Annotated in this window: 11 protein-coding genes; 4 read left to right on the plus strand and 7 right to left on the minus strand. The window is 44.8% G+C overall.

Annotated elements, in window-relative coordinates; all coding sequences use genetic code 11:
- Nucleotides 1-75: 75 nt before the first annotated feature.
- The 4 genes from R7P67_RS05965 to R7P67_RS05980 all read right to left on the minus strand — a co-directional run bounded on the left by R7P67_RS05965 (nt 76) and on the right by R7P67_RS05980 (nt 12,824).
- Nucleotides 76-9,690, minus strand: a complete 9,615-nt coding sequence (locus tag R7P67_RS05965) for an Ig-like domain-containing protein (RefSeq protein ID WP_318085907.1) — start codon at nt 9,688-9,690, stop codon at nt 76-78.
- A 119-nt stretch (nt 9,691-9,809) separates the two neighbouring features.
- Nucleotides 9,810-10,424, minus strand: a complete 615-nt coding sequence (locus tag R7P67_RS05970; RefSeq protein ID WP_318085908.1) for a phage tail protein — start codon at nt 10,422-10,424, stop codon at nt 9,810-9,812.
- 146 nt (nt 10,425-10,570) lie between these two features.
- The gene (locus R7P67_RS05975) at nt 10,571-11,533 is read right to left on the minus strand and encodes a formyltransferase family protein (protein WP_213866797.1); all 963 of its coding nucleotides are present in this window, start codon (nt 11,531-11,533) and stop codon (nt 10,571-10,573) included.
- Nucleotides 11,526-12,824 carry a hypothetical protein gene (locus tag R7P67_RS05980; RefSeq protein WP_318085909.1) on the minus strand — a complete coding sequence of 433 codons (1,299 nt, stop codon included), beginning with the start codon at nt 12,822-12,824 and terminating at the stop codon, nt 11,526-11,528. The genes R7P67_RS05975 and R7P67_RS05980 overlap by 8 nt, the downstream gene beginning before the upstream one ends.
- 1,367 nt (nt 12,825-14,191) lie before the next feature.
- On the opposite strand from R7P67_RS05980, the gene R7P67_RS05985 reads away from it, so the two are divergent.
- The gene (locus tag R7P67_RS05985; RefSeq protein WP_318085910.1) at nt 14,192-16,864 is read left to right on the plus strand and encodes an ATP-binding protein; all 2,673 of its coding nucleotides are present in this window, start codon (nt 14,192-14,194) and stop codon (nt 16,862-16,864) included.
- Between the two features lie 134 nt (nt 16,865-16,998).
- On the opposite strand, the gene R7P67_RS05990 is transcribed toward R7P67_RS05985, so the two are convergent.
- Nucleotides 16,999-17,472: a DUF1842 domain-containing protein gene (locus R7P67_RS05990; protein WP_005373450.1), complete on the minus strand. Its 474-nt coding sequence runs from the start codon at nt 17,470-17,472 to the stop codon at nt 16,999-17,001.
- 283 nt (nt 17,473-17,755) lie between these two features.
- Here R7P67_RS05990 and R7P67_RS05995 point away from each other — a divergent pair, with 283 nt between their 5' ends.
- From R7P67_RS05995 to R7P67_RS06005, 3 genes are all read left to right on the plus strand, one after another.
- A complete protein-coding gene (locus R7P67_RS05995; protein WP_262627223.1) occupies nt 17,756-19,447 on the plus strand; it encodes an FAD-binding oxidoreductase in 1,692 nt (563 codons plus the stop codon).
- 87 nt (nt 19,448-19,534) lie between these two features.
- Nucleotides 19,535-19,861, plus strand: a complete 327-nt coding sequence (locus tag R7P67_RS06000; protein ID WP_005373454.1) for a hypothetical protein — start codon at nt 19,535-19,537, stop codon at nt 19,859-19,861.
- A gap of 471 nt (nt 19,862-20,332) precedes the next feature.
- Nucleotides 20,333-21,622 (plus strand): linear amide C-N hydrolase, encoded by a 1,290-nt coding sequence (locus tag R7P67_RS06005; RefSeq protein ID WP_258479505.1) that lies wholly within the window; start codon nt 20,333-20,335, stop codon nt 21,620-21,622.
- 146 nt (nt 21,623-21,768) lie between these two features.
- On the opposite strand, the gene R7P67_RS06010 is transcribed toward R7P67_RS06005, so the two are convergent.
- A complete protein-coding gene (locus tag R7P67_RS06010; protein ID WP_053304513.1) occupies nt 21,769-22,812 on the minus strand; it encodes a GMP reductase in 1,044 nt (347 codons plus the stop codon).
- Between the two features lie 436 nt (nt 22,813-23,248).
- The gene (locus R7P67_RS06015) at nt 23,249-24,790 is read right to left on the minus strand and encodes an NAD(P)H-hydrate dehydratase (RefSeq protein ID WP_137282753.1); all 1,542 of its coding nucleotides are present in this window, start codon (nt 24,788-24,790) and stop codon (nt 23,249-23,251) included.
- Nucleotides 24,791-24,852 lie beyond the last annotated feature (62 nt).

Here is a 24,852-nt window from a genome sequence, read left to right on the forward strand (position 1 = left end):
CATATCGCTTCATGATCGCTTAGGATACAAATTATCGAAAAATACCAAACCCTAGGTTAATACGCTGTTAACGGCTCAAAAAAAATAACGAAGTTGTACCGCAATTATATCAACATCATTTTCATGTAAAAAATAACGAGCGCCTTGGATACCGATCTCCCAATTATCTGAGAGGTTGTAGCCAACTTCTGCACCAATATATCCATCAAAACCATCCACTTCCGTCGTTATCTTGCTGCCTTGATACGTACTTTCAATATCGGTATCCCAGAACAAGCCCCCCAAACTCAGTTTTGCGGACCATGAATTGTATTGCCAGAACTTATAACCGATGTCGAAGCCCATGCCCTTAACAAGGAGTGGGGCTATAGATGCGACATTGGCGTGATAGTCTTCTGGTGAAGTAGTAGCACTACGCAATGTAGCACTACCTTCACCCATATCAATATAACGAATAGTTCCAGACCATTGATCAGAAAAAGTATATCCCAACCCGACAGAGCGATAGAACCCGGTGTTGTCAGTAGAGATTACGTTATCACCTTTAACAGCATCACGCTCATCTGCATGGCTTGACCCCATTTGAACATCAACATACCAGCCCGCTTGACTACTAAAACTAAACACAGCAATTAGTGCTAGAGCACTGTTTCTTCCATAACGTTGCATGGCTCCTAACAAAATCAAAAGCATCAACACCATGCCACCCAATGATCCTGCTGAAGTATTTTCAACCTTTACATCTCTTACCAACTTAACGGTCACTATAACTTTCCCCGCGTCTTGCAGGCCTTGGCTATCCTGAATGATATATGTCAACACATCATTGCCTTCAAACCCTGAGGTAGGGGTATAGGTCACGCTCTGATCTGCATTCATGACCGCCTGCCCATACTGCGCTTGGACTGAAACCAACTTCAATGTGTCGTTATCCGGATCGGTATCGTTAGCAAGGACATAAACCGTGACAGGGGTACGATCATCGGTGGTAATATTATCGTCCACCGCATTCGGATTCTGACTGTTTACCACATTTACCGTCACCTTCGCCGATCCCGTTCCACCATTACCATCCGTTACGCTATAAGTGATCAAAGCCTCCCCGTAGTACTGTGGTTGAGTGACATAACTTAGTTTGTTATCAACCACACTAACACTACCAATATCTACAGAAGCGCGACTTACCTTCAGCCCATCACCATCAGCATCAGCATCATTGCTCAATACATCGATCGTCACCGTACCATTGAGACTAACAAACGCATTGTCGTCAATCGCTTGAGGGAGTGTATTATTGCTTACACGAGCGGCAACGACGCCAGGGTCAACGACACTGCCATTAGCCAATCCGTCATCATCGTTCGGACCACCGTCTTCAATGGTAAGTTGTACACACCAGTCACCTTCAGTCAGACCCTGTGACCATGAACTGTGCCCTGGTGGCGGACAATAACCAGCCTCGCCAGCACTAGAAGAAACCGTGTTTTGAGCATCCTCAATAAAGTCTATCCACCCCTGTTCAGCGTTATACTTTCGGTACACTGCATTTGCTGGAACAGGTAAACGCTGAGGCAAAACTAATTGATAGCTTTGGCCGGGCAGCGGCAAATTAGTTACTACAAAATCAAAGATTCCCCCTATGCTCTTCATGTTGATATCTTTAGGAAGCTCCTCATCCAGCAATAAAGCTCCTCCTGTTGCGTTAGTCAGAATGGTTATTCCTTTGCGTAAACAGACACCTGGCTGCCCCTCAATGAGGAAGCGATCTTTTTCTGACACAACCTGTTGAATTACGTTACAGTCAGAAATTGCATCAAGATAATCAGGGATACCATCACCATCACTATCATTATGACCTTCTTGATCATCCGGGATTAAGTCGCCATCACTGTCTTCACTCCCGAGCTCCGCCAATGTTTGTACCACTTCTAAATAGACATTCCGTGTCACTGATAATTGTGGAGTGCCATTGTCAGTAACTGTCAATTGCAAATTGTAAATCGCTGAACTCAGTAATTGCGGAGAGAAAGTCAATGTTTCGCTGTACATCTGCCCCGCAATCGCTTGGTTAAGTACATCGCTATCACTACTCCATCTGAAACTGTGTATATCGGACATATTGGCATCACTAACACTGCTCGTGATTGCGACCGGTTCAACACCATTTTCAATTTGGCTCCGCTGCTCCCCCGCCTGAGATACACTTACCGTGACCTTCGGAGCCACATTCTCTTCAAAGATTGTCAAGGTGTAACGACGCTTACTACCTAGATTAAGGGTGCTGTCCAGATCAATCACTAAGGTTTCAACGCCCTCATTTTGTCCATCATTAAGTAGTTCGAACGAAAGTTTGCCTTCGGTACCACTAGGTATCACCACTTCACCAGAGGTGAGCGTGTGGTCATCACTGTCCGTGCTTCCTGAAACCGTATAAGGTATGATTACTGGGTAGCTCGGCGAAGGACCGTTAAGGTGTATCGATACGCTATGATTGGTGCCTTCCGTGGTTTGCGCATCTTTGGAGATACTTATCAGTGGATACACTGTTACCGTTTGACTAGCTTCAGCGACGTTTCCATCAGAGTCTTGAGTGCGCCAATAGACCGTATTAGTTCCAGGTCGGAAAAAGGTCGTGCTGTCGACCAATGAAACAGGTAATAGCTTGCCTGTACTATCTCGTGCCACAGCAGAGCCTAATGCAACTTTAGTAAAGAGCGAAGTTGCGTTCACTTCGATATCTGAAGGTGCGGCTATTGTTGGTGCGTCCAATTTCGCACTTTTAATTGTCACGATTGCTTTCGCGGTGGCCTTTCCACCGTTACCATCTTTCACACTGTATTGCACTGCCACTGTACCAATTGAGGTCGTTACCAATTGGATTTGACTGCCCACAATCGTTGCCGTTCCAGATGTAGGTTTAACCCATTCCAGTTGTAATGTATCTAGATCAACATCGCTGTCGTTGCTGAGTACATCCAATAAGTAGCTACCATTGTTACTCTCGGTAAAGACATAGGTATCATTAACCGCCACTGGCTCATCATTAACGTTGATTACCGTGATGCTAAACGCTGCTAAAGATGTGCTTAGCTCACCGTCTGAGACACTAATAACAATATTATTGGTGCTGCCAACATGCTCATTTTCCGGCGTACCACTTAGCAACCCAGTTGCTCTATCAAAGGTTGCCCATGATGGTTTATTGCGGATTGAAAAGCTCAAGCTACTACTATCAACATCCGATGCCTGCAGCGCAAAGCGGTACGTACTGCCTTCGTTGACGGTAAGAGCAGGAGTGCCACTGATCACTGGCGCGTCATTGACATTGTTAACCACAATACTGAATCTATTGAGCATTGTGGTCGTGAGACCATCAGAAACCGAGATAACAATGCCCTGATATTTGCCAACATCACCATTATCTGGTGTACCACTAAGCGTGCCTGTTGATGCATCAAAGCTAGCCCAAGATGGCTTGTTCACGATACTGAAGGTGAAGGCTTGGCTGTCAACATCTGACACTTGTGGCGTGAACAGATAGGTGCTGTCTTCATTCACTTGTGTTGCTGGTGAACCAGAGATAACGGGTGCATCGTTAACGTTATTCACAGTAATCGAAAAAGCTGACAATGAGGAAGAAATAGTGCCATCGGATACGCTAATCACGATACCTGGATAAGTCCCCACATAACGGTTACTTGGCGTGCCAGAAAGCGCTCCTGTTGTCTTGTCAAATGTAGCCCAAGGTGGCTTGTTAGCTATCAAGTAGGTCAGAGTATCCGCTGGGTCATTGTCCAATGCCGCGGGCACAAACTGATACACACTATCTTCATCAACTTGCGCCGATGGGGTACCCGTAATCACTGGCGCGTCATTAACGTTATTCACCGTGATGGTCACTAACGCCACTCCAGAGGTAAGTTCTCCGTCACTTACGCTGTAAGTGAAACTGTCCTGACCAAAGAAGTTACTGTTACCCGTATAAACCGCGTGATTGCCTGTGACGGTAACATTACCGTTGACTGGCGATTTTACAATTTGATAGCTCAAAGATGAGCCTTCTGCATCGTTACCATTTAAAGTAATGGTCAGCGGTATTTCTTCCTCTCCCGTAGCACTGATATCGGTCGCGGTTGGTGTATCGTTGACTGCATTAACCGTCAAATCGACACGAACCTCTGTCGAGTCGAGATCACCGTCGTTGACCTTGAACAAGAAGAAGTCGGAGCCATTGAAGTCCGCTTCTGGTGTATAGCGCCAACTATTATTGGTCAACTGCTCTAGCACGCCATGACTGACTTGCTCAGTGATAAGATACTGCAGAGTGTCATCATCGTTATCAATATCTGAACCAACCAGCGTGATCACCAAACTATTGTCTTCATCAAGCGTTTGTGACTGTGCTTGCGCCATTGGTGCGTCGTTGACTGGTGTTACTGTCATGGTCACTGTTGCGGCGTTAGATACAGCACCTGCTAAGTCTGCCACCGTATAGGTGAAGCTATCTTCACCGAAGTAGTTCTCATTGGGGTTGTAAACAATCGCTCCTGACGCCGTCACGTTCACACTGCCATGTGCTGGCGTATCGACGACTGTGACACTAGTGAGTTCAAAACTGTCTCCAACATCGGCATCACTATCATTGCCTAATACATTGACCTCGAAGGAGCCTCCCTCTAGTAGTTGTGCACTGTTATCAACAGCAACGGGGGCATCATTCACTGGCGTAATATTGAGCGTGACGGTTGCAGGCACTGAGACTGCTTGACCACTATCGGTTAGCATGTAGGTAAAGCTATGTTGACCATTAACGTTCGCTGTTGGCACAATCTTTAAGGTCCCATCGACATTGACACTGACCGTGGCAAAACTGTATACCCCCTCTCCTTGACCAAGATCTTGCAGGGTAATACTACTCGGGGTGAATGACCCATCTTCAATATCACTGTCGTTACTTAAAATATCGAGTGTCGATGTGATATCTTCATCAAAAGTAAAACTGTCTTCCTCCGCTACTGGTGAGTCATTGACGGAACCGATATTGACGCTGACCGTGGCCGCAAGAGAAACGCCGCCTTCACTGTCTGCGATCGTGTAAGTAAAGCTATCGCTACCATTTTCATTCGGATTCGGCGTATATACAAAAGTGCCTACAGTTTGATCAATGGCTACTTGTCCTTTTTGAGGCAAACTAACTAACGATAAATCACCCGTTGGGATGCCATCTTCAACATCCTCCGCTTGACTACGCGCGCTGACTGCTGCGCTTGCGGTATCTTCGTCGGTGTTGATGGTCAGCGCTTTAGCGACTGGCGCATCATTTATAGCCATGATAGTGACGGTCACTGTCGCCTCTTGCGACTCCTGCAGCAGGGCATCTTTCACGGTATAGGTAAAGCTATCTGTGCCTGTCTCATTATTATTTGGCGTATAGGTAACAACGCCGTTGCTGATCGACACCTGACCTTTAATTGGTTGCGTTTTAATCGTTGTAGAAGAAGCGACCATGTCATCATTAACATCGGAATCGTTGGCTAACAGATTAAATTGTTTCGCCGTATCTTCCTCAGTCGAGAAGCTATCATCAACTACCGTTGGCGCGACATCGTAGCGTTTGGTCACAGTATCCGTCACTGCATCAGATGCGTTGCCTGCGACATCGGTTACCACCACGCTTACTGTCAACGTCCCCTCTTGCAAAACAGTGACGTCAATGCCCGTTACTTGCATGGTCTCCGAAGAAATTGTTTGACTAGCGCCGTCAATGGTCGTGGTACCGTCGGTCACGCTATAAGTGAACATCGCGTTCACTTCAGCTGCTGCGAAGGTAAAGCTCATCGCCTGTTCGTTGGTTTTGTTAATGCTCTCCTGATCAATACTGATGCTATGTCCAGTCGGGATCCCCGTATCCACTGAGATCAACAACTGAGTCGCTGCTGTATTGAGGTTGCCAGCTGCGTCGCTAAATTTCTCGGCTGCAACATCAATAGTTGCATCCTCAGTGCTTTCTTCTGCAGGTGTAAAGGTAGCCGTGTAACTGGCGCTACTGCCCGCAAAGTTAGAAAGAGTTCCTCCAGCCACGGTCACATCGGCTTCGGAAAAATCAGTTGCGGCTTCACTCAAGGTAAACGTGAGTGTTGCCGTTTCACCCGCTTTCAACGCAGCGCTGGAGCTAGTGATACTAACGGTTGGAAGCACAGTATCGACGCTGATGGAAAGTGGTGTAGCTGCACTATTGGTGTTACCAGAGGCATCGGTAAATGTGCCTGTGGCAACTTCAATAGTACCGCTCGTCGCACTCTCTTCCGTTGGTGTAAAGGTCGCAGTGTAGCTGCTACCACTGCCAGCAAAACCAGACAAAGTACCGCCACTAACCGTGATATCCGCCTCGGTAAAATCGCTCGACGCTTCACTTAAGGTAAAGGTAATGGTCGCCGTTTCGTCCGCTTTCAGCGCCAATTTATCACTGGAGATAGTCACACTCGGCACTAAACTATCAACGGTTATAGACAGTTGAGGCGCAGCAGTGTTGCTATTCCCGGCAGCATCGGTAAAGAAATCTGCCGCCACGTTAATCGTCGCTGTACTTGTACTGTCTCTATCCGGCGTAAAGGTGGCCGTGTAATTGTCACCGCTGCCCGCAAAGTTAGACAAACTGCCGCCAGTGACGGTGACATCTGACTCAGTAAAGTCACTTGAGGACTCACTTAAGGTGAACGTGATACTCGCCGTTTCGCCAGAGATCAAATCAAGGTCTGAGCTGCTCAAAGAAACAGTTGGCCTCACGTTATCTAACGTAATTGTTGTGCTATCTATACTGGAGGTGTTGCCCGCCGCATCGCTCTGGCTCGCCGCGACCGTCAGGGTGCCGTTGTTAAACGCACTTACATCAAACTCACTGCCAATAGTCGTCCAAGCCCCGGTATTGTCGGCCGTCACCGTACGACTGACTGAGTTGTTATTGTCCGTGATGGTCACGGTCACACTATTGCCAGCCTCCGCGCCGGAGCCAGCAATCAGCACATCATTGTCTTCTGCCGCATTGACGATACCGTCGATTGCAATCGGCGTGGAAATGGTAACAGCGGATGGCGCTGCGTTATCTAGGGTTACGCTCTGGGTGGCTACGGTGGAGATATTACCTGCTATATCAGCTTGGGTTGCAGACACAGTCAGGGTGCCATTGCTCAAGCCACTGATATCCAGCTCGCTGCCGCTCAACGTCCAGTTGCCTGAGTTGTCGGTCGTCACCGTACGACTGACAGAGCTGTTGTTATCCGTGATAGTCACGGTCACGCTGTTGCCTGCTTCCGCGCCGGAGCCAGCAATCAACACATCGTTATCTTCCACTGCATTAACAATACCATCGGTTTCAATCGGTGTAGTGATGGTCACAGCTGATGGTGCGGCGTTATCTAAGGTAATGCTCTGGGTGGTCACTCTGGAGGTATTACCCGCCGTATCCGATTGCGTCACAGCAACTATGAGTGTGCCGTTGTTCAGGCCACTGACATCAAGCTCACTGCCGCTCAACGTCCAGCTGCCTGAGTTGTCGGCCGTCACCGTACGGCTGACAGAGCTGTTATTGTCCGTGATAGTCACGGTCACGCTATTGCCTGCTTCCGCACTGAAGCCAGCGATCAGTACGTCGTTGTCTTCTGCCGCATTGACGACCCCATCAGTTTCAATCGGCGTATTGATGATTACAGCAGATGGGTCTGCATTGTCCAGAGTAATACTCTGGGTGGCTGCGGTAGAAGTATTACCTGCTATATCTGCTTGGGTTGCAGACACAGTCAGGGTGCCGTTGTTAAACGCACTTACATCAAGCTCACTGCCGCTCAACGTCCAGTTGCCTGAGTTATCGGCCGTCACCGTACGACTGACAGAACTGTTATTGTCCGTGATAGTCACGGTCACGCTGTTGCCTACTTCCGCGCCGGAGCCAGCAATCAGTACGTCGTTGTCTTCTGCCGCATTGACAATACCATCGGTTTCAATCGGCGTGGTGATGGTCACTGCTGATGGGGCTGCATTGTCTAGGGTAACACTCTGGCTAGCTGCGGTGGAGATATTACCTGCTATATCTGCTTGGGTTGCAGACACCGTCAGGGTGCCATTGTTCAGGCCACTGACATCCAGCTCGCTGCCGCTCAGCGTCCAGTTGCCTGAGTTGTCGGCCGTCACCGTACGACTGACAGAGCTGTTATTGTCTGTGATAGTCACGGTCACGCTGTTGCCTGCTTCCGCGTCGGAGCCAGCGATCAACACATCGTTGTCTTCTGCAGCGTTGACGATACTGTCAGCCTCAATCGGTGTGGTAATGCTCACTGCTGATGGGGCTATTGTATCAATGGTGACACTTAACGCGTTGGATGCCGAGCTAACATTATCATCGCTATCAGACGCTTTAGCGCTTATTGCATGTGTAATACCAGACGCCAACTCATTGGTTGTTATCTGCCAGTTCCCTCCAGTAGCAGTGCCTGTGCCAATAACCGTTGCACCTCCACCGACTTGATCACTGTATAAAGTAACGATCGATCCACTCTCAGAAATCCCACTAAACGTTGGTGTAGTGTCACTGGTAATATTATCAGTATTTAATGGCCCGGTATCCGAACTAGCATCTAAATCGGGTGTAGATGGCGCATTTGGCGTGGTATCGACTGTCGTAAAGTTAAATGTGGCATCATCGCTGATCCCAGCGAAGCTATTATTTGCGCTGTCAGCCACGGCACTGGATTCAATATGAATGGCGTAGGTCCGGTTCCCTGCCAGATCACTGGTTGGGTTTAAGTAAACTTTATTGTTGGTAACACTGATGCGACCAGCGCCTGGTGATGTTGTTGTGCCATCGCTTTCGGTGGCAACATTAAATACTTCAAAGTCGCGACTGTCGGTAACATTACGAATGGTAATATTGCCGCTCTTCAGCTCAATATTTTCATCGAAGGCAATCTCGATGTTGTTGCTAACAGAAACATTGGTTGCATCATCAGTGGGGGTTGAGCTCGCACTGACAAAAGTAGGCGCGGTAGAGTCTGAAACCGCAGCGTCATCAATCTTGATACTTCTGATAAGATAACGAGAGTCAGCACCCGGACTTCGGGTAAACGCCATAGTCACTGTATCAACGTCCTGCCATGCCGAATCATTAAAGTCTGTACCACGGGTCAGGGTAAACAAGTCCTGTAACCCTGAGTTTGCTTCACCACCTTTTGGCAAGGTGACAGTTTCGGTCACTGTTTGAGTATCATTAGAGAAGCCAGTTAACACAAGTTGATACGTTTTATCTGAGTCTCGGGCCGACCCCTGCATAAAGGTAATTTCGTCGAAACTGAAGTTAGTACTTGATTTCTCAAAAAAGCGGAAGCCACGATTGTTGAACTCATTAATCATGGTATTTGAGTAAAGAACACCAGCTACAAACCCGAGGTCATTTAGGCCAGTAAACGGAGTGCCATCCGAGCTAGTGCCCGCATCTAATACCATAGATACAGCACCTGCATTGGTAAGAGTGACTGAGGGCATACCCCCTGTGACGCCGGTCTCCACCTCACTAAAATTGGAACCTGAACCATTAGAGTAGTTAATCGTTTGCTGTGCAGCCCAGACTCCACCGGAAAAAAACGCTGAGAACACCCATGCTGTTGTAATTGCGATCGCAACCTGACGATGTAATCTCATTTTCCTCTCCTGAAGATGACGGCCTTATCAACATGGCCGGGTTATCATAATCAACTTAAATATTTAATTTTTTATAGGAAAGGATTAGCGAAAGATTCAGCCAATTCTTTCTTGGTTGATTAGCTGTGCGGTGGGTATACTCCCGCAGTGGCAATTAACCAATTAATCGGCAATACCGGGCTCAAAATATTAAGTGGCATTGAACCGCCTGTTTTAGTCACAGTTACAGTACCTCCGCCCGAGCCACCACCAGAAACACTTAAGCCTTCGATCTCGGTCAAATCTGGTTGCTGAAACGTCGGTTTATAGAACCCGGGGGTAGAGTTTTGCGCTATATACGAATTACTATCAGGTACCTGTGTATTTGCAGCATTGGTAGCAACCTTCATCCTGCCTGTTACAGGTGCAGAAGTGCCAAGAGGGGTAAAAATTGCCGTATGTAAGTGTGCTGGCATTTGAGTTATATCAATAGTTACCAGTTCAGTACCCAATCTTTCTCCCTGATGATAATCCATCCCCCCAGGTCGTGTGCCTACACCAACTGGACTGCGGCCACGCAAATCAGGTAAACCAAAGGTAGTTCGGGCGTCACCTCCGTATAGAGTGCTAACTAGAGAGAAGAGCGCTGGATTATCTTCAATTGCCTGCATTTGCCCCGAGCACATTGCCCAATTTCTAATTACAAAATTGCCGCCAAATGCGGTTAGTGTCCCAAGATACGGTTCTGTAGCCATACTGTTCTTCCTTTTAACGTATACACTTAAGTTAAAACCAACCCATAACGTAATTGGTGTGGTTGGTTAAAACTTTCCAATCTCGCATTACTAAATACCGTTAAGGGCTTCATTAATGCCGCAAAGAGCCGTATTGAGATATTTCTTTACTCGCAGGCCGAAGAGCGCTGAAGCAATGACATCCCAGCGTCCAGCCCAGCCATTTGCGCGTAGCGATAACCCGAAAACACGCCTTGCTGTGTAGCAATAACATCTATTGATATGGCGCTATCTAACGTTTTCACTTGTAACCCATGTTGTGGGCTGATCTCGAGAATGCTCCCCGCCTCAACACCAACTAAAGAAGTCTCCACTGCGCTTGCTTGCAAAACATTGGCGACACCATTTGGCAAGCTCAACATCGCACCTCCGAAGTCATGATTGCCTGCTCGCACTAAGTTGACGATTTCGCGACTCGTTTGCACGTTCCAACGAATGTGCAGATCATGTTGGTTTACTGCTCGTGCCACTTCGTTGGGGTTTGATACTTGCTCACGCCAAACCAGCCCTTGCTTTTGTTGCGCGATGAGGAAGTCATACATCAGCTTAGCCGTCATTTGTGACGCTTTTTGCTGAGCACTGGTTAAGGTCTCAAACGGGTGAAATGGTACCTCTAACTCCATTCCTATAGCGCCGGAATCAGCCGATGCCTCAAGACGATGCAGGGTGAGGCTAAAGGTGTCTAAACCGTCTCTTAATTGCCAATAGAGAGGCATCGGGCCTCGATACTCGGGCAGCTTTCCCGGATGAATGTTGTACAAGTTTCCGTTGAAAAACTGACACAGCGAGGAATGAACTATGTGCCTGAACAAATAGATGACGCCATCCGTGACTCGCCAAGCATCGAGTTGCGCTATCAAAGCACTGCTGTCATTGGCGGTATACTGAGCAATATGAATCGATTGAGCGCTCAGATAGCTCTGTAGCTGCTGTAAGTCAGGATTTAGTTCTCCTTCAGGTACTACCACGCCCGCCAATCTATGCTGTTGTGCCAACAACTGAATGATGGGCAAGGCGTAACAACTTCCTGTAAAAACGACGTATTTTTGCTGCATATCGAAATCATCCATGGGTGGCGACAAAACCTGGCAATCCGGTTAACTGATAATAGAAACTGACCTTATCCCCTCCCCTCGCTTCGAAGTAATGGTGTTCAACAGCTTTGGGCTTGGCATCCACATAAAAAGTCATGTCGGGTTTAGGATGGGTAATACCAGAGTCGTATTGTCCGACCATCGCATCTCCGTAAGTATCGATATGGCTGTAAATGGCGAGGATACGTTTTGCCATATCTGGCACATCTTTCGGCAGCTCAATGGTGTTGCCTTGCAGCATTTTTATTCCACCATCTAGCTCAAAAATCTCGCTTCTGAGCAACATGGCTTTATTGACGTTAAGAATTTCTCCCAGATCAATTCGATCATCGATCGCTTCCGGCTGGCAATGGTTGGAATGTGCATACTCTGCTTTTTCCCATTGTTGATTAAATTCCGTCTCCCCGATGACCATCATGGCGCGCACAGATACCTGATTGGGGATCATTTCGCCTTGAATATGTAAATATTGAACCAAATGTTTCGCGATGCTGAGGAACCCTTCCCGACTAAAGCCATGCTGCATCGCTTCAAGTATCAGGAGATCAAACGTTTGAGTTGGCGAAAATTGGGTAGCATCTTCTTCCACTAAGGCTTCAATGTAGTCTGCGATATCGAGATCCGCGATCAATTGATTGAGTGCTTTAATGGCTCCGGGGTGAATATCTACTAGTGTCACCTGAAGCTGCTCTGCGCTAATTCGATCACTTTGTTTGTAGTGAGCAAGTAAAGGCAGCAGCAATGGTGCAAAGGGGCCGCAAGCTGGATAAAGCACTTTAACCTGTGACTTGTTGGCAAGCATATGTTGGATAGCTTTGTTTATACCACACGCAAAGCCTTTAATTCGGTACACATCTTTGATGGTGTGTTTACAGTTAAGTGGGGACATCACCAGCCCAGACGTGGAAATGTACTGTCGGGTCAGTTCCTCTTGAGTGAGTTTAGCCAGAGAAAGAGATTGGCAAGCGTTGCCATACATGGTCTGAAAGGCTTGCACCAGTGTTCGGTGCTCAACTTTCGTCTCCTTCAATACGAGCTCAACTGCCGCAGCGAAACTCTCTTTCAGTTGTCGTCGGCGTTCAGCCGTGCTGAGTTGGTTTTGGAGCATAGCCTCAAGTTGAGTCCGTAATGAGTACTTAAGCAGCTCATCCATTTCGGGTTCAGCAAAACCAAACTGTTGAGTTTGTTGCTGCACTTCTTCAACACCGACCGTCTCACGAGATTGAGGACGTTGCTGGTAGAATTCTATAGATGAGCCTTTTTGCATAATTCATGAACCTCACTTGCCGCTGTAGCAGTAGTTAATGATGTAACACACCTGTACTTGAGAAAAACATATGCCAGAGGTCCGCGTTACAATATCTCAGCTCCCGGCTCTAACTTCATAAACCGTACTGACAAAATTGGGCAGAAAAATTGAGATAAAAACAGTTCTAATCCTGTAAATTCAGAGAGTAGTAAATAGTTAGGGTAATAGGCCTTTCGATAGGATTCTTCTAAAGCAAGCGCTTGCCAATCCCCTCGATGGCAAGATCGTTTGACATATGGCAGCCACGCAGTCTCCTTAATAGAGGTAAGCGCGGCACTCAAGTGTGGTGTAATATGAAAGCCTTTTAACAGGCAGAAAAAGCCAATATCCATAGTATAAAGCCAACTATTTATAATATTGAAATTAAAATAATTTTTTCGGCAGTTATTTTGAAATTGCCGATATTTGATTTATAGACTAGAAAAAATCAGTTAGCCAGAATAGAGATCAAAAAAAACACTAAAAATAAGATTGTCAATTTATATCTCTAAAATTAAAGAATTTAATTTTTAAAGTTTAATGAAGTCCAATATAAGTTTAAGGTGTGCAATCTTTTAAAAGATATAAGTTTAAAGATATTTCAAAAAACTTATTAAGAAAAACATGAACTCACAAAAATAAATATCAAAATTATTAATAAAAAAACACCACTAATATAACAATGAATTAAGGTGGTTTGAAGATTAAAATGCCCATTTCATTTTCGTATATAACATTTTAACTACTAGTATTATATGTGGTGAAATAAGATAAATTTATTCAATCAACATATCCAATCGATTCAGGTTTACTGGGAAAAGCTATACGTTACAACGGAGTGAAATATGGCAAATAGGGATGGAAGAATTCCACTCAACGTATTACGACTCAAAGAACTGAGAAAGAAATTAGGACTGAGCCAAGAAAGACTGGCGGAAGAATGCTTTCAACAGGGTTTTGTCGTATCTATTGCTTCTATAAAGCGAGCAGAGTCTGGGGCGAATGTGCTGTATCGTACCGCATCCAATCTCGCAGAATACTTTTCTGTCCCCGTAGAGGACCTTTTAATAGATCGGGCCTCAGAACCATTATTTACAAATGTATCTTCATCACCACCATATTTTTTTATTTTTGCAATCGAAGCAAAGTGTGATTTGACCGCAAAGGCTCTGCAAACCTTACTTCTCAGCCAAAACACTACACCCATAATACAAAACCGAACGTTTGTTCTTACTTGGTCTTTACAGGAATCGGACGAATATATTTTTGAGCGAATTCGACAACTAGCCCTTCAATTAAAGGTTGCTCTTTCGGCTTCGATTCGGTCTTTTATCAATGTGAAATACATGCATCGAATCACTGAGCTATCGGAACATCCGAATGCGATAACCCCAATCAATGAAATCCTAGTTAAAATCCCTTGGGGAGAAATAGCTGCTTGTCCTTGCTTTATCTCGTCCAATTGTGCCAGACCAATAAAACCTTTTCTAACAGGAGAGCCAGACTTCAACAACTGGCATTTTGTATCCTTACACCAAAACCATACTGACTGTTTCGTAGGGCGTAAACTTGAACTAGAAACATTGAATAGCGGAATCAAGCGATGGCAAAAACAAGAAGCAGGCCAAACGTATTGTATTACTGGTACCGCAGGGATAGGAAAGACCAGCCTACTCAACCAGGTCATTTCGTCTTTGAGTCGTTCTTCGTGTTTAACCACTGAGATTCAAATCCTGAATCATGGCAGTGCTGATCTCTTGTCCCCTCAAAATATATTCACTCGGGCAATTTGTTCATTTACTCGTGAAGATACCGATGATTCTATTCGTCAGCAGACTGTCGAGTCATCAATTCCCTCCTCTTTCCACCTCTGCCTTTATTGGTTAATGGGGGTAACACTCAACGAATCAGAAAAACAGCTGCTGAACTTAATGGAGTTCCAAACGCTGAAACAAACGATAGAGCAATCTATCCCTTTCTTAATTCAACAACGGCAGACCAGCAAACCGCATTTGATTATTGTTGAAGATGTCCATTGGGCCGACGAGGTAATGTTGGCATTTCTTGAGACACTGCTACCTTATATTACAAACACCAATATTTTACTCTTTCTGACGTTTAGGCAGCAAAAACGACTTAGTTCCAAACAATCTTGGTTTGCCAACGTGAATCTAATCGAACTTAGGGAGTTATCATCTGAAGAGTCTTACGAGTTAGCTTGCTCAATCACATGCCAACAGAATAAACATATCAATGACTGTATAAAGCTTGCGAAAGGCCATCCTCTATACTTACGCCAAACACTACTTTGTTCTCAGTTTGATAAAGACGTTCCGGAGTCATTGGAACATTTAGTTTCGATACAATTAGCTCAACTTCCAGCCCAAGATCGCCAAGCACTCTGTACTGCATCTGTGTTGGGGCAGTACTTTCAACTGGAGCAACTGCGTGAAATCACTCGAATTCCCGGCTACGTACCAGATAAGTTAGTCGACGCTGGCTTAGTAAAACTCAATGGCGATCAATACCTTTTCCATCATGATTTGATTTGTAATGCTGTTTTCCGTCAAATAGACAAGTCACAGTGTTCAAAAATACACATGGCCTGCGCAAAATGGTATGAGAACCGAGATCGATTCTTATATGCCGTCCATATTAATCATGCCAAGGTCGAAGGTGTATTTACTGTTCTTGAACAGACCGCCAAACATTACCTGAGTAATTATCAGTTTGAAAAAGCACTGACTCTTATTGAGTACGCTATTAAAGAGTCACCTAAAGAACAGATGGCGTATGCACTAAATATGAAAGGAAACTGCCTGTATTCGATGGGACGCATCAAAGAGAGTATTGAGGTTCTTGAGCAAGCGGTTCATCACACAGAAAATGATCCTGAACGTGTTCAATACTATTTAGACCTCATTAACCCCTACCGCTTAACCGACAACTTTGTACAAGCGATGTCGATTTTAGACCAAGCCCAAGCCCTGTGCGAAAAGCTGACGTTAAATAAATCTTTGTGTGAAATCCATTCGATGAGAGGTAATATGCTGTTCCCTACTGGGCGGCTAGACGAATGTGAGAAAGAACATTTACTTGCATTAGATTACAGTCAGCGAGCAAACTGTTTTCGCGCGAAAGCAAAATCGCTTGGCGGCCTCGGTGATTGTGCCTACGCACAAGGAAAAATGGCTCGCTCATACGAGCACTTAACCGAGTGTTTGCAACTGTGTGAAGAGCATCAGTTGCTTTCGATTGAAACTGCCAATCGCTACATGCTGGCAACAGTGATGATCTATCAACTGCAATCTGACGAAGCACTAAAACAGGCTCAGCATGCCTCGAATCTTGCCTATCTCACGGCAAACCGCCGAGCAGAAATTGTTTCTAGGCTTACGGCTGCATGGATCTTTCTCGACCGTAATGTCTTGGTGCAAGCTGAAAACGAAATCTCGACCGCTCTACAACTTTCAAAACAGCTTAATGCTCATCGATTTGTCGCTTTTCTTTTGGAGTCCAGTGCAAGATTGCACTGGTATCAGGGAAAAGAGGAGAAAGCCCTTTCGGACATCGACACGGCTCTAGATCTTGTTCATATCAATAAGCTACACAATTTTATTGGTCCTTGGCTCGTATCTACCAAGGCACTTATTTGTGGCGATGAATCAACGGCCCTCTCCGCTTTGCGCACTGGTGAGGCTTGGCTAGAATCTACCTGTGTTGGTCATAACTATTTACGCTTTTACCAACAAGGAATCCAAGTAGCGTGGCAGTATAAGCAGCCTACGCTACTTCGAAAATATCGCGATAAGCTGTCTAACTTCACCCAAGAAGATCCGCATCCATGGGGTGATTTTTATATTGAACAAGCGAATCTGATGCTTGCCTTACTCGACCAGTCCAGCTCCGTCTCTGAGTTGTTAAACTTCAATCAGGCCGCGCGTAAGCATCAACTGAATCAGGCTCAAATTAGTGTTGATGAGCTCGACCATTGGCTCTCCACATCTACTCAACCATGAAATATTCAATAAACGAAGAAAGTCGATTAATTGCACCGTCAAGTCATCGTGTTTACTCGATTTACCTCGTCAAACACAGATATTCGAAACCATCGAATATCTGTGTTTTGGCACAGTGTCATCGCTGATGAGATTTATGCTGGCGCAAGATCATTTTGCTCCACCTTAAAGTTCTCGATGCTAGGAACATGCTCAGGCAAAAGTAGAGTAACGCGTTGATTTGCTGCTTCAATCCATTTACCTGAACTATTTTTATATCGATAGAATGCCACGCCTGACTTCCAATCATCATTAAGTAGGAGGTTGAGCGTTACGTTATGAAGATCAGCTCCTAAAGGAGCAATGCCTAGATAAGGCTGGTAGCCCTGCAACGTCACCATGATATGACAATCACGCATCGTGCATTGATAGTTGAAACTACCATTGAGATCAGACACCACATTTAACGGTGGGTTAACGGCCTGAAAGATATGTCCTTTACCCACTATTGATTTGTCTTCGCTGGCCACGAGTAGATTAACATCGAAGCTCACTCCTCCAGGTAAGCCGTTACCAATTTGATAATGAGCAGTAAAAATTGCTTGTGATTCTTTTGAGTCCATTTTCATTGTGTTCTCCAACTGAATTTATTGTCGTTAGTGACCCATTCAATGTAGATAACACGTCATTCTGGTTCAGTATCAATTTAGGCTCAGATCTACTTGACTACATAAATTATCCACGGTCACGCAGATGCCGATCGTTCTTTTCATCAACCAGATATTGTTGCTCTCTCGCTGATGCTTTTGGCGATTTGTACAGAACAACTGATACCAAACTGATATGGTGAAAATATGCATTCGGTTTAATATTTAAACAACTATTCAATACATAAGCCAAATGGAAAAAATAATGGAACATGAATGGATGCAGGGAACGAAAGAAAACCAAGTGGTAGAACAGTACCCTAACCCTCAAATACAACGCCTCGCTGTACTTAGCGCGTACTCAATCTCAGTCAATAATGCCAAACTGTTTATTCAGAAAATGGATAAGTGCGGTTTTCCTAAAGAACGATTACTGACACCTCTTGAAAACACGGTTTCACCGGTTCCCGGTTTGAACCAATATCAAGTCGAGTCACTCATCTTCAATACTCGCTATCAACACCAACCCTTTGTCATTGTCATGTGCGAAAGTACGCAAGAAGTTCAGCAAGCCTATCTAACAGCAACTCAATTCAATCTCCCGATTCGTGTTCGCTCAGGAGGGCATGATCACGCAGGTGAATGCAGTGGTGACAACGTCATTTTGATTGACGTGAGCAGAATTAAGACCTTCCAATTGTGTGACAATATTGCCACCATTGGTGCTGGCTATCGCTTCTATCAACTGACACCAAAACTTGCAGAGCATGATCGAATGATTGCACATGGAACCTGTGCCACAGTTGGGTTGACTGGCTATATCCAAGGCGGAGGATGGGGCCCTTGGACGCGAAAATACGGCATGTGTTGTGAGCACCTAGTGAGTGCAACCGTGGTACTGGGTGATGGTACGATCACAGAAGTCTCAGCAGAGTCCAACCCTCACCTATTTTGGGCACTAAGAGGCGGCGGAGGCATGAGCTATGGCATTGTTACCGAGCTACGCGTAAAAACATTCCCTTTACCCAAAGAGATCCACCGCTTCGAGCTTCAGTGGAACCTTTATCAAAAAATCAACGGCACGCTTCAGCCAATACCAACTCACCCTACCATAGATGTGCTAAAAAATTGGGAGCAGGCTATAAAAAGTCTCGATACGACTAAACTTCTCGGCACCAACTTGCAAATTGATGCTCTGCCTGAATCATCTAACCACTGTGATCTCGAAACCATCAGCCATCACTGCACCATGTATGGCTACTGGGAAGGAACAGAACAAGATCTTCACCAATTTATAGCCGTTCAATTTGGCGCTTGCTTCCCTGATTTAGTTCAAGTCTATGAAGCACATGGCACTGACTTTGACGGGAAGAAATACGATCACTCCCTGATGAGCACATGGGGGCGCGATTCTTTGTGTCAAAGCGGTTCTCCTTTCCCTCCAGATTATGACGCCCCAGCACCTCACAAAATCACTTCGCGATTGGTGTCAGAGCGAGGTCTTAAACCAGAGGGCTACACTGCACTTTTGCAAAGCTTAACTTCACCTTTGATAAAGCCAGAAAACCGCGATCAAGGGCTATTTAGTTACGTAACCTTAGGGGCGATCACTGGCAGTTTTTATCATCACTCAGACGACCTTGAAGACATATCTTTCCCCTACCGCCAGTGTCAATATACAGTCCAATACCAAACCTGGTGGAATGAAGAGATAAAGCAAAAACTAGAACTACAAAATAACCCAGTACTTGTTGATGTAAACAGAGCCATGGACTGGATTGATAAAGCCAGAGAAGCTGATATACCGGGAACCTATGGTGCCTTCATCAGCTTTAAAGATCCGGCAATTCCGACAAGCGTTTATTTTGATCGAAGCTACCGCGACTTAATCGGTATAAAAGAAAAATACGCTAAGGATAAGTTTAATCACCTTAGAACTAATAAGACCATCATTTAACATCAATATGCATCTTAAAAAGCATATATTAACAGAACGTCATTTGGCCGTTCTATCACGTATAGAAATTAAAAAAGAGGAAAAATTATGACAACTAAGGGTTCATTTTACGTTAAAAATAACTCCAACGATAAAATCACCGGATATGTGAGATTTAAAGACTCTCCGGAAATGGAGGTTCATTTCGACTTGAATATTGGCGAACAATCTGAATCTGCTAGTTTTGAATCCGGTGCCGCTACCCATGACTCCTGGTATTACAGTTTCAAAAAGGCAGGTAAAACCTATACTGGGGACAAGTCCTGTGCATACTATGCAAAAGATGAAAATAAAGGCCCCGTCGTTGTAGAAATCTTTAATGATAATTTAAAAATATCTCCACCACTTAGCGGTTCTTGTGAGAAAACTTTATAGCTGCTCACCTGATTCATCACTTCGCCCGAGACAGTTGCACAACTTCTCGGGCAGTTTCATTTCTCGGTATTTGGATTGAAGACTCTCCCCATTTTCAATCACAATCTGAAATTGTTAACTTTATGTTCTCACTTTATATCACCACTGCAAGATAATCGAATAAATACAAATCACTTTTAAAATAAACTTTAAATCTAGAGTAACCAAGATTGAAAAAATAAATATATTATTAATTTCTAAGATCAAAGAGTTTTACTTAATACATCACTTTTTATTTTAACTCTATCAACTGATACTAAACTGCTACTGACGTTTTTTGATTGAATGCTTAACTTAATAGCATGTGCTTATCTCAATGGCTAAAACCATTACTAAAGCGCAATTCATCTATATCCACGTAATCTCTAAGCATTTGATTCAGAGGGTTTCTTGGATATTCATCATTCAAGATAAACAACGGAAAGCATGGCTATGTGTACAGATGTTAATATCAATTATGGTTGCAACAACCAAACCTTATCCGCTAGAACCATGGAGTTTGCAGTTAACCTTCAGACCGAGATTTGGTTTAGAGCCCAACAAACTTACCAAATTACGACCTTTACTTCCGACGGAAAAGCCGACCGTGTTTTCAATGGTCAGCCGCCAAAACGTCACAGTAAAGAATGTGAGTTTCGAGCAAATTGGCAGGGAGAGTTGAGCTTCATACACTGCAATGCCATTACCCGGTATAATAACCCTCTTTTAACAGCTGATGGCATTAATGAATCTGGCCTTTCTGTTGGGTCACTGTACTTGCCCATTCTCAATCAAAATGTATCGACCTCTCACATCCCTGATGATGCCTTTGCATTAGGCAGCGGCCTGTTTGGTACTTTTATCTTGTCTACGTTTAATACTGTGGACGAGATGGTGACCTACTTCACCACCCACCCCGTTTACGTGTTTAACTCGACTATTTCAACTGGTGAAACAGAGAGTGACAACATGGCTTTGGACCAGCATTTCGTGATTCACGATGCAAATAATGACAGTGCCGTCATTGAGTTTCTTAACGGTAATATGCATATCTATCGAGCATTCAAAGAAAGCGATATGTTCAGCAAAGAGGAAAATCAGCAAGCACGCTATCAATGTACCGAATACGACTTTGATGATTATAAAGTGGTTGTGGACCACTCCTACGTTGGAGTAATGACTAACTGCCCAAATTACCATTGGCATGTCAATCACCTCTCTTATTTTTCTAATTTGCGCAACTACAACCCAGAACCGAACAATGAAGCAACCATGCAACGTCATATCCAAGTGCCTGGCCCACTTCAATCAATCAATGGCGCTGGCTTGATGGGTCTACCCGCCGACCCAACACCGCCGTCTCGATTTGTACAAACCTATGCAATTAAGCAGTTAAGCGAACAACCAACTAACTTCGACGAAGCCTTCTCACTCGGACAAAAGCTACTTAATCGCGTTGATATACCTTTGGGCATCATGGCGAATGAGTTTGAGACATCCGATAACCCTGAAGTCTTTTTTAGTGATATTACCCAATGGAGCGTTATTAGACATAACAGTCATCAATCACCCGCGTTCTATCTGCGTACTTACGGAGACATGACTTGGCGAGTCGCTAATGTCAAAGACTATATTGGGTTAAATAGAGACTGTCAGATTTCAAGCGTTTTACAGCTCATGCCAGTTACAACATCATTACCGTTTGAACAAGTCGAATCTCGACCAACTATTAAAATCGCTTAGAGTTAATTTTGAAGCGCAAACAAATGAGAAGCAAAAAGCCAGAGTAAGAAATCAATCTCACTCTGGCTCATAGCTGCATATAGTATAGTTTTATCTGCTATAGATATAACGTATGGTTGCTTTTACACTTGTTACATTCAGTCGACTTACTCTTTACCGAACACGTTGTTCTCTTGTTCTTGAACGCGGATGAATGTAGTACGCTTGGTTAGCTCTTTAAGCTTTGCTGCACCCACGTATGTACAAGTTGAGCGAACGCCTCCAAGGATGTCTTGAATAGTACCGTGAACGCTACCACGGTATGGCAATAATACGGTTTTACCTTCGGCCGCACGGTAGCCAGCGACACCACCTGAGTGCTTATCCATCGCGCTCTTCGACGACATGCCATAGAATTTCATGAACTTCTCGCCGTCTTTCTCGATCACTTCGCCGCCTGACTCTTCGTGACCCGCTAGCATCCCGCCTAGCATTACGAAATCCGCTCCACCACCGAATGCTTTCGCTACGTCACCCGCACAAGAACAACCACCGTCACCGACGATCATGCCACCAAGGCCGTGCGCTGCATCGCCACACTCGATGATTGCAGAAAGCTGCGGGTAACCAACACCCGTTTTTACACGAGTTGTACAAACTGAGCCTGGGCCGATACCCACTTTAACGATGTCTGCACCAGCTAGGATTAGCTCTTCACACATATCACCAGTAACCACGTTGCCTGCAGAAATGACCTTGTCTGGGAACTCTGCTCGCACGCGTTCAACATACTCGACCAAATGCTCTGAGTAACCATTTGCAATGTCGATACAAATGAAAATAAATTCATCTGAAAGTGCCATGATGTCTTTGGTTTTTTGGAAGTCTGCGTCAGATGTTCCCGTAGACACCATAACGTTATTCATGGTTACTTTATCTGCTGATTTAGAAAACTCAGCCCAATCTTCTACCGTGTAATGTTTGTGAACAGCGGTCATTACACCATGCTCAGCCAGCGCTTTAGCCATTGCAAAGCTACCAACCGAATCCATGTTTGCTGCGATTACTGGCACACCAGACCATTGACGACCACTATGCTTGAATGTAAAATCGCGGGTTAAATTTACTTGAGAACGGCTCTTAAGGGTAGAACGTTTCGGGCGAAACAGTACATCTTTAAAACCTAACTTAAGTTCTTGTTCGATACGCATTGTGTAATTCCTTGATTCATATGTATATGTGTCATTTCAGAGTGCGTAGTGATTTCGTTGGCAGACGAGTTCACTGTTCTTCGGACACAAAAAAACCGGAGCGTTGGCAGACGCTCCGGTTTTCAGCATTATAGGCTGTGATTTATTTCCTACAAGTCTGATATTTGAATTTTTTTTGTGATACCATCTTGAAAATCGCATATCAAAAACGCTCCCCAAGTCACCAAAACCTCTTATTATTTATAACTATCAACAACTTGAGAAAGCACTTAAGTTAACCCATTGCGCAAACCTTTGCGTCATATCTTAAAAATTAAAACGCATCACCTCTCAAATCTGCCTAAAACTCAATCACCTAATACTAAGATGCCCTGCTAATTCGTAAAAAAGTACTCAAAAAAATCGACCAATTTTCTCAAAAATGCATGAAATCTAATTAAACTCGATAGAGCTCTTGGGTGATAGCGGTACGAAGAGTGCTAACGACATCACTTGCCAAAAGACCAATTTGACCATTCTGACTCACGTTTATATCAGCAGCATGACTGTGAAGTACCACACCTAAACGTGCGGCAACAGAAATTGGTAAACCTTTGGCTAGTAATGCACCAATGACTCCAGATAACACATCTCCCATTCCCCCCGTCGCCATTCCGGCGTTACCCGCTAGACAGACGTACATTCTCGTTCCATCGTAAATAAGCGTCCCCGCGCCTTTTAAAACCACTACACCGCCATAACGCTCTTGCAGTTGTCTTGCAGCAGAGTATCGGTCACTTTCTATTTGTTGAATGGTTACATTTAGTAGTCGAGCTGCCTCTCCAGGATGCGGCGTGATCACTCGATGGTTGTCGCACACCAGAGTGCCATCGCATCGCTGGCTCAGCATCGCTAGAATATTGAGGCCATCAGCATCAACAACTTTAGGTTTCTGCTCTTGAGCCAGATATTGATAGGCTTGATAAGCCCACTCATCATCTCCAAAGCCAGGACCAAACACTAATACGTCAGCCCAGCGAATGCGTTTAGTTAAGTCGTTCTCAGTATCCCTGAGTAAGTCAGCGGTGATGCTCTGGCTCATTACTTCTGGGCAACCAACCTGCAGTGGAATAAGGCTACTCGTGTGAGTAATTGCGGCAGTTAAACCCGCTCCGGCTCTAATCGCAGCGGAGGAACATAAACGAATCGCTCCAGACATCCCTTGATTGCCACCAACACAAAGCAACTTCCCGTTGTCACCTTTATGGACCGTTGGATTTGGCTTGGGCATTAATCTTGAAACAACCTGATGATCAATACCTAATGCACTTTCTACTTCGATAGTATCAAACTTAGTATTGACGCCTAAACCACAAAAGTAGAGCTCGCCAACTCGATCTCTCGCTTGTCCAGTGCATAAGCCTTGTTTAACCCCAATGAAGGTTACAGTATGCTCGGCACGAATAGCATCACCTAAAACTGCACCTGTATTAGCACACAGACCAGAAGGAACGTCGACTGCAATCACAGGGGTATGAATTTGATTAATTTGGTCAATATAGCGACGATACTCCGAACGAACCTCACCGCTTAAACCAGTACCTAACATGGCATCAATGATCACATCTGCTTCTAGCAATGCGGTATTCCATTCATCCCAATCATTGTTAACACCGTCGATTGACTGCCAATCTTGGTATGCGCGCAAAGCATCACCTTTTAGCGCAGATACATCACCAATTTGGAAAACATGTACATTGAGTTGAGCTTGTTTCGCAAGAGATGCAAATACGTAACCATCGCCACCGTTATTCCCTTTACCGCAAATCACTAAGATATTTTTTGATTTAGGATACAGATGTAAAAAGCGCTCATACACGGCCATACCAGCGCGTTGCATTAAGCTATACATAGAAACACCAGCCATTTGCGCAGCCAGCGTTTCACCGTTTTTTACTTGCTCTGCGGTGTAGAGTTTTAGGGCGAGATTAAAGTCCATATTCACGTTCTACGCATTGGGAAACACAATTATAAGTATACAAAAAAGCCAAGGCGGACCTT

Source organism: Vibrio sp. Vb0937 (genome assembly GCF_033338855.1).

Coding starts and splice junctions, on each gene's coding strand:
- R7P67_RS06005 (WP_258479505.1), top strand. CDS start 20,333: ATGTGTACAGATGTTAATATCAATTATGGTTGCAACAACCAAACCTTA.
- R7P67_RS05975 (WP_213866797.1), bottom strand. CDS start 11,533: ATGGATGATTTCGATATGCAGCAAAAATACGTCGTTTTTACAGGAAGT.
- R7P67_RS05995 (WP_262627223.1), top strand. CDS start 17,756: ATGGAACATGAATGGATGCAGGGAACGAAAGAAAACCAAGTGGTAGAA.
- R7P67_RS05970 (WP_318085908.1), bottom strand. CDS start 10,424: ATGGCTACAGAACCGTATCTTGGGACACTAACCGCATTTGGCGGCAAT.
- R7P67_RS05965 (WP_318085907.1), bottom strand. CDS start 9,690: ATGAGATTACATCGTCAGGTTGCGATCGCAATTACAACAGCATGGGTG.
- R7P67_RS06010 (WP_053304513.1), bottom strand. CDS start 22,812: ATGCGTATCGAACAAGAACTTAAGTTAGGTTTTAAAGATGTACTGTTT.
- R7P67_RS06000 (WP_005373454.1), top strand. CDS start 19,535: ATGACAACTAAGGGTTCATTTTACGTTAAAAATAACTCCAACGATAAA.
- R7P67_RS05985 (WP_318085910.1), top strand. CDS start 14,192: ATGCATCGAATCACTGAGCTATCGGAACATCCGAATGCGATAACCCCA.
- R7P67_RS05990 (WP_005373450.1), bottom strand. CDS start 17,472: ATGAAAATGGACTCAAAAGAATCACAAGCAATTTTTACTGCTCATTAT.
- R7P67_RS05980 (WP_318085909.1), bottom strand. CDS start 12,824: ATGCAAAAAGGCTCATCTATAGAATTCTACCAGCAACGTCCTCAATCT.
- R7P67_RS06015 (WP_137282753.1), bottom strand. CDS start 24,790: ATGGACTTTAATCTCGCCCTAAAACTCTACACCGCAGAGCAAGTAAAA.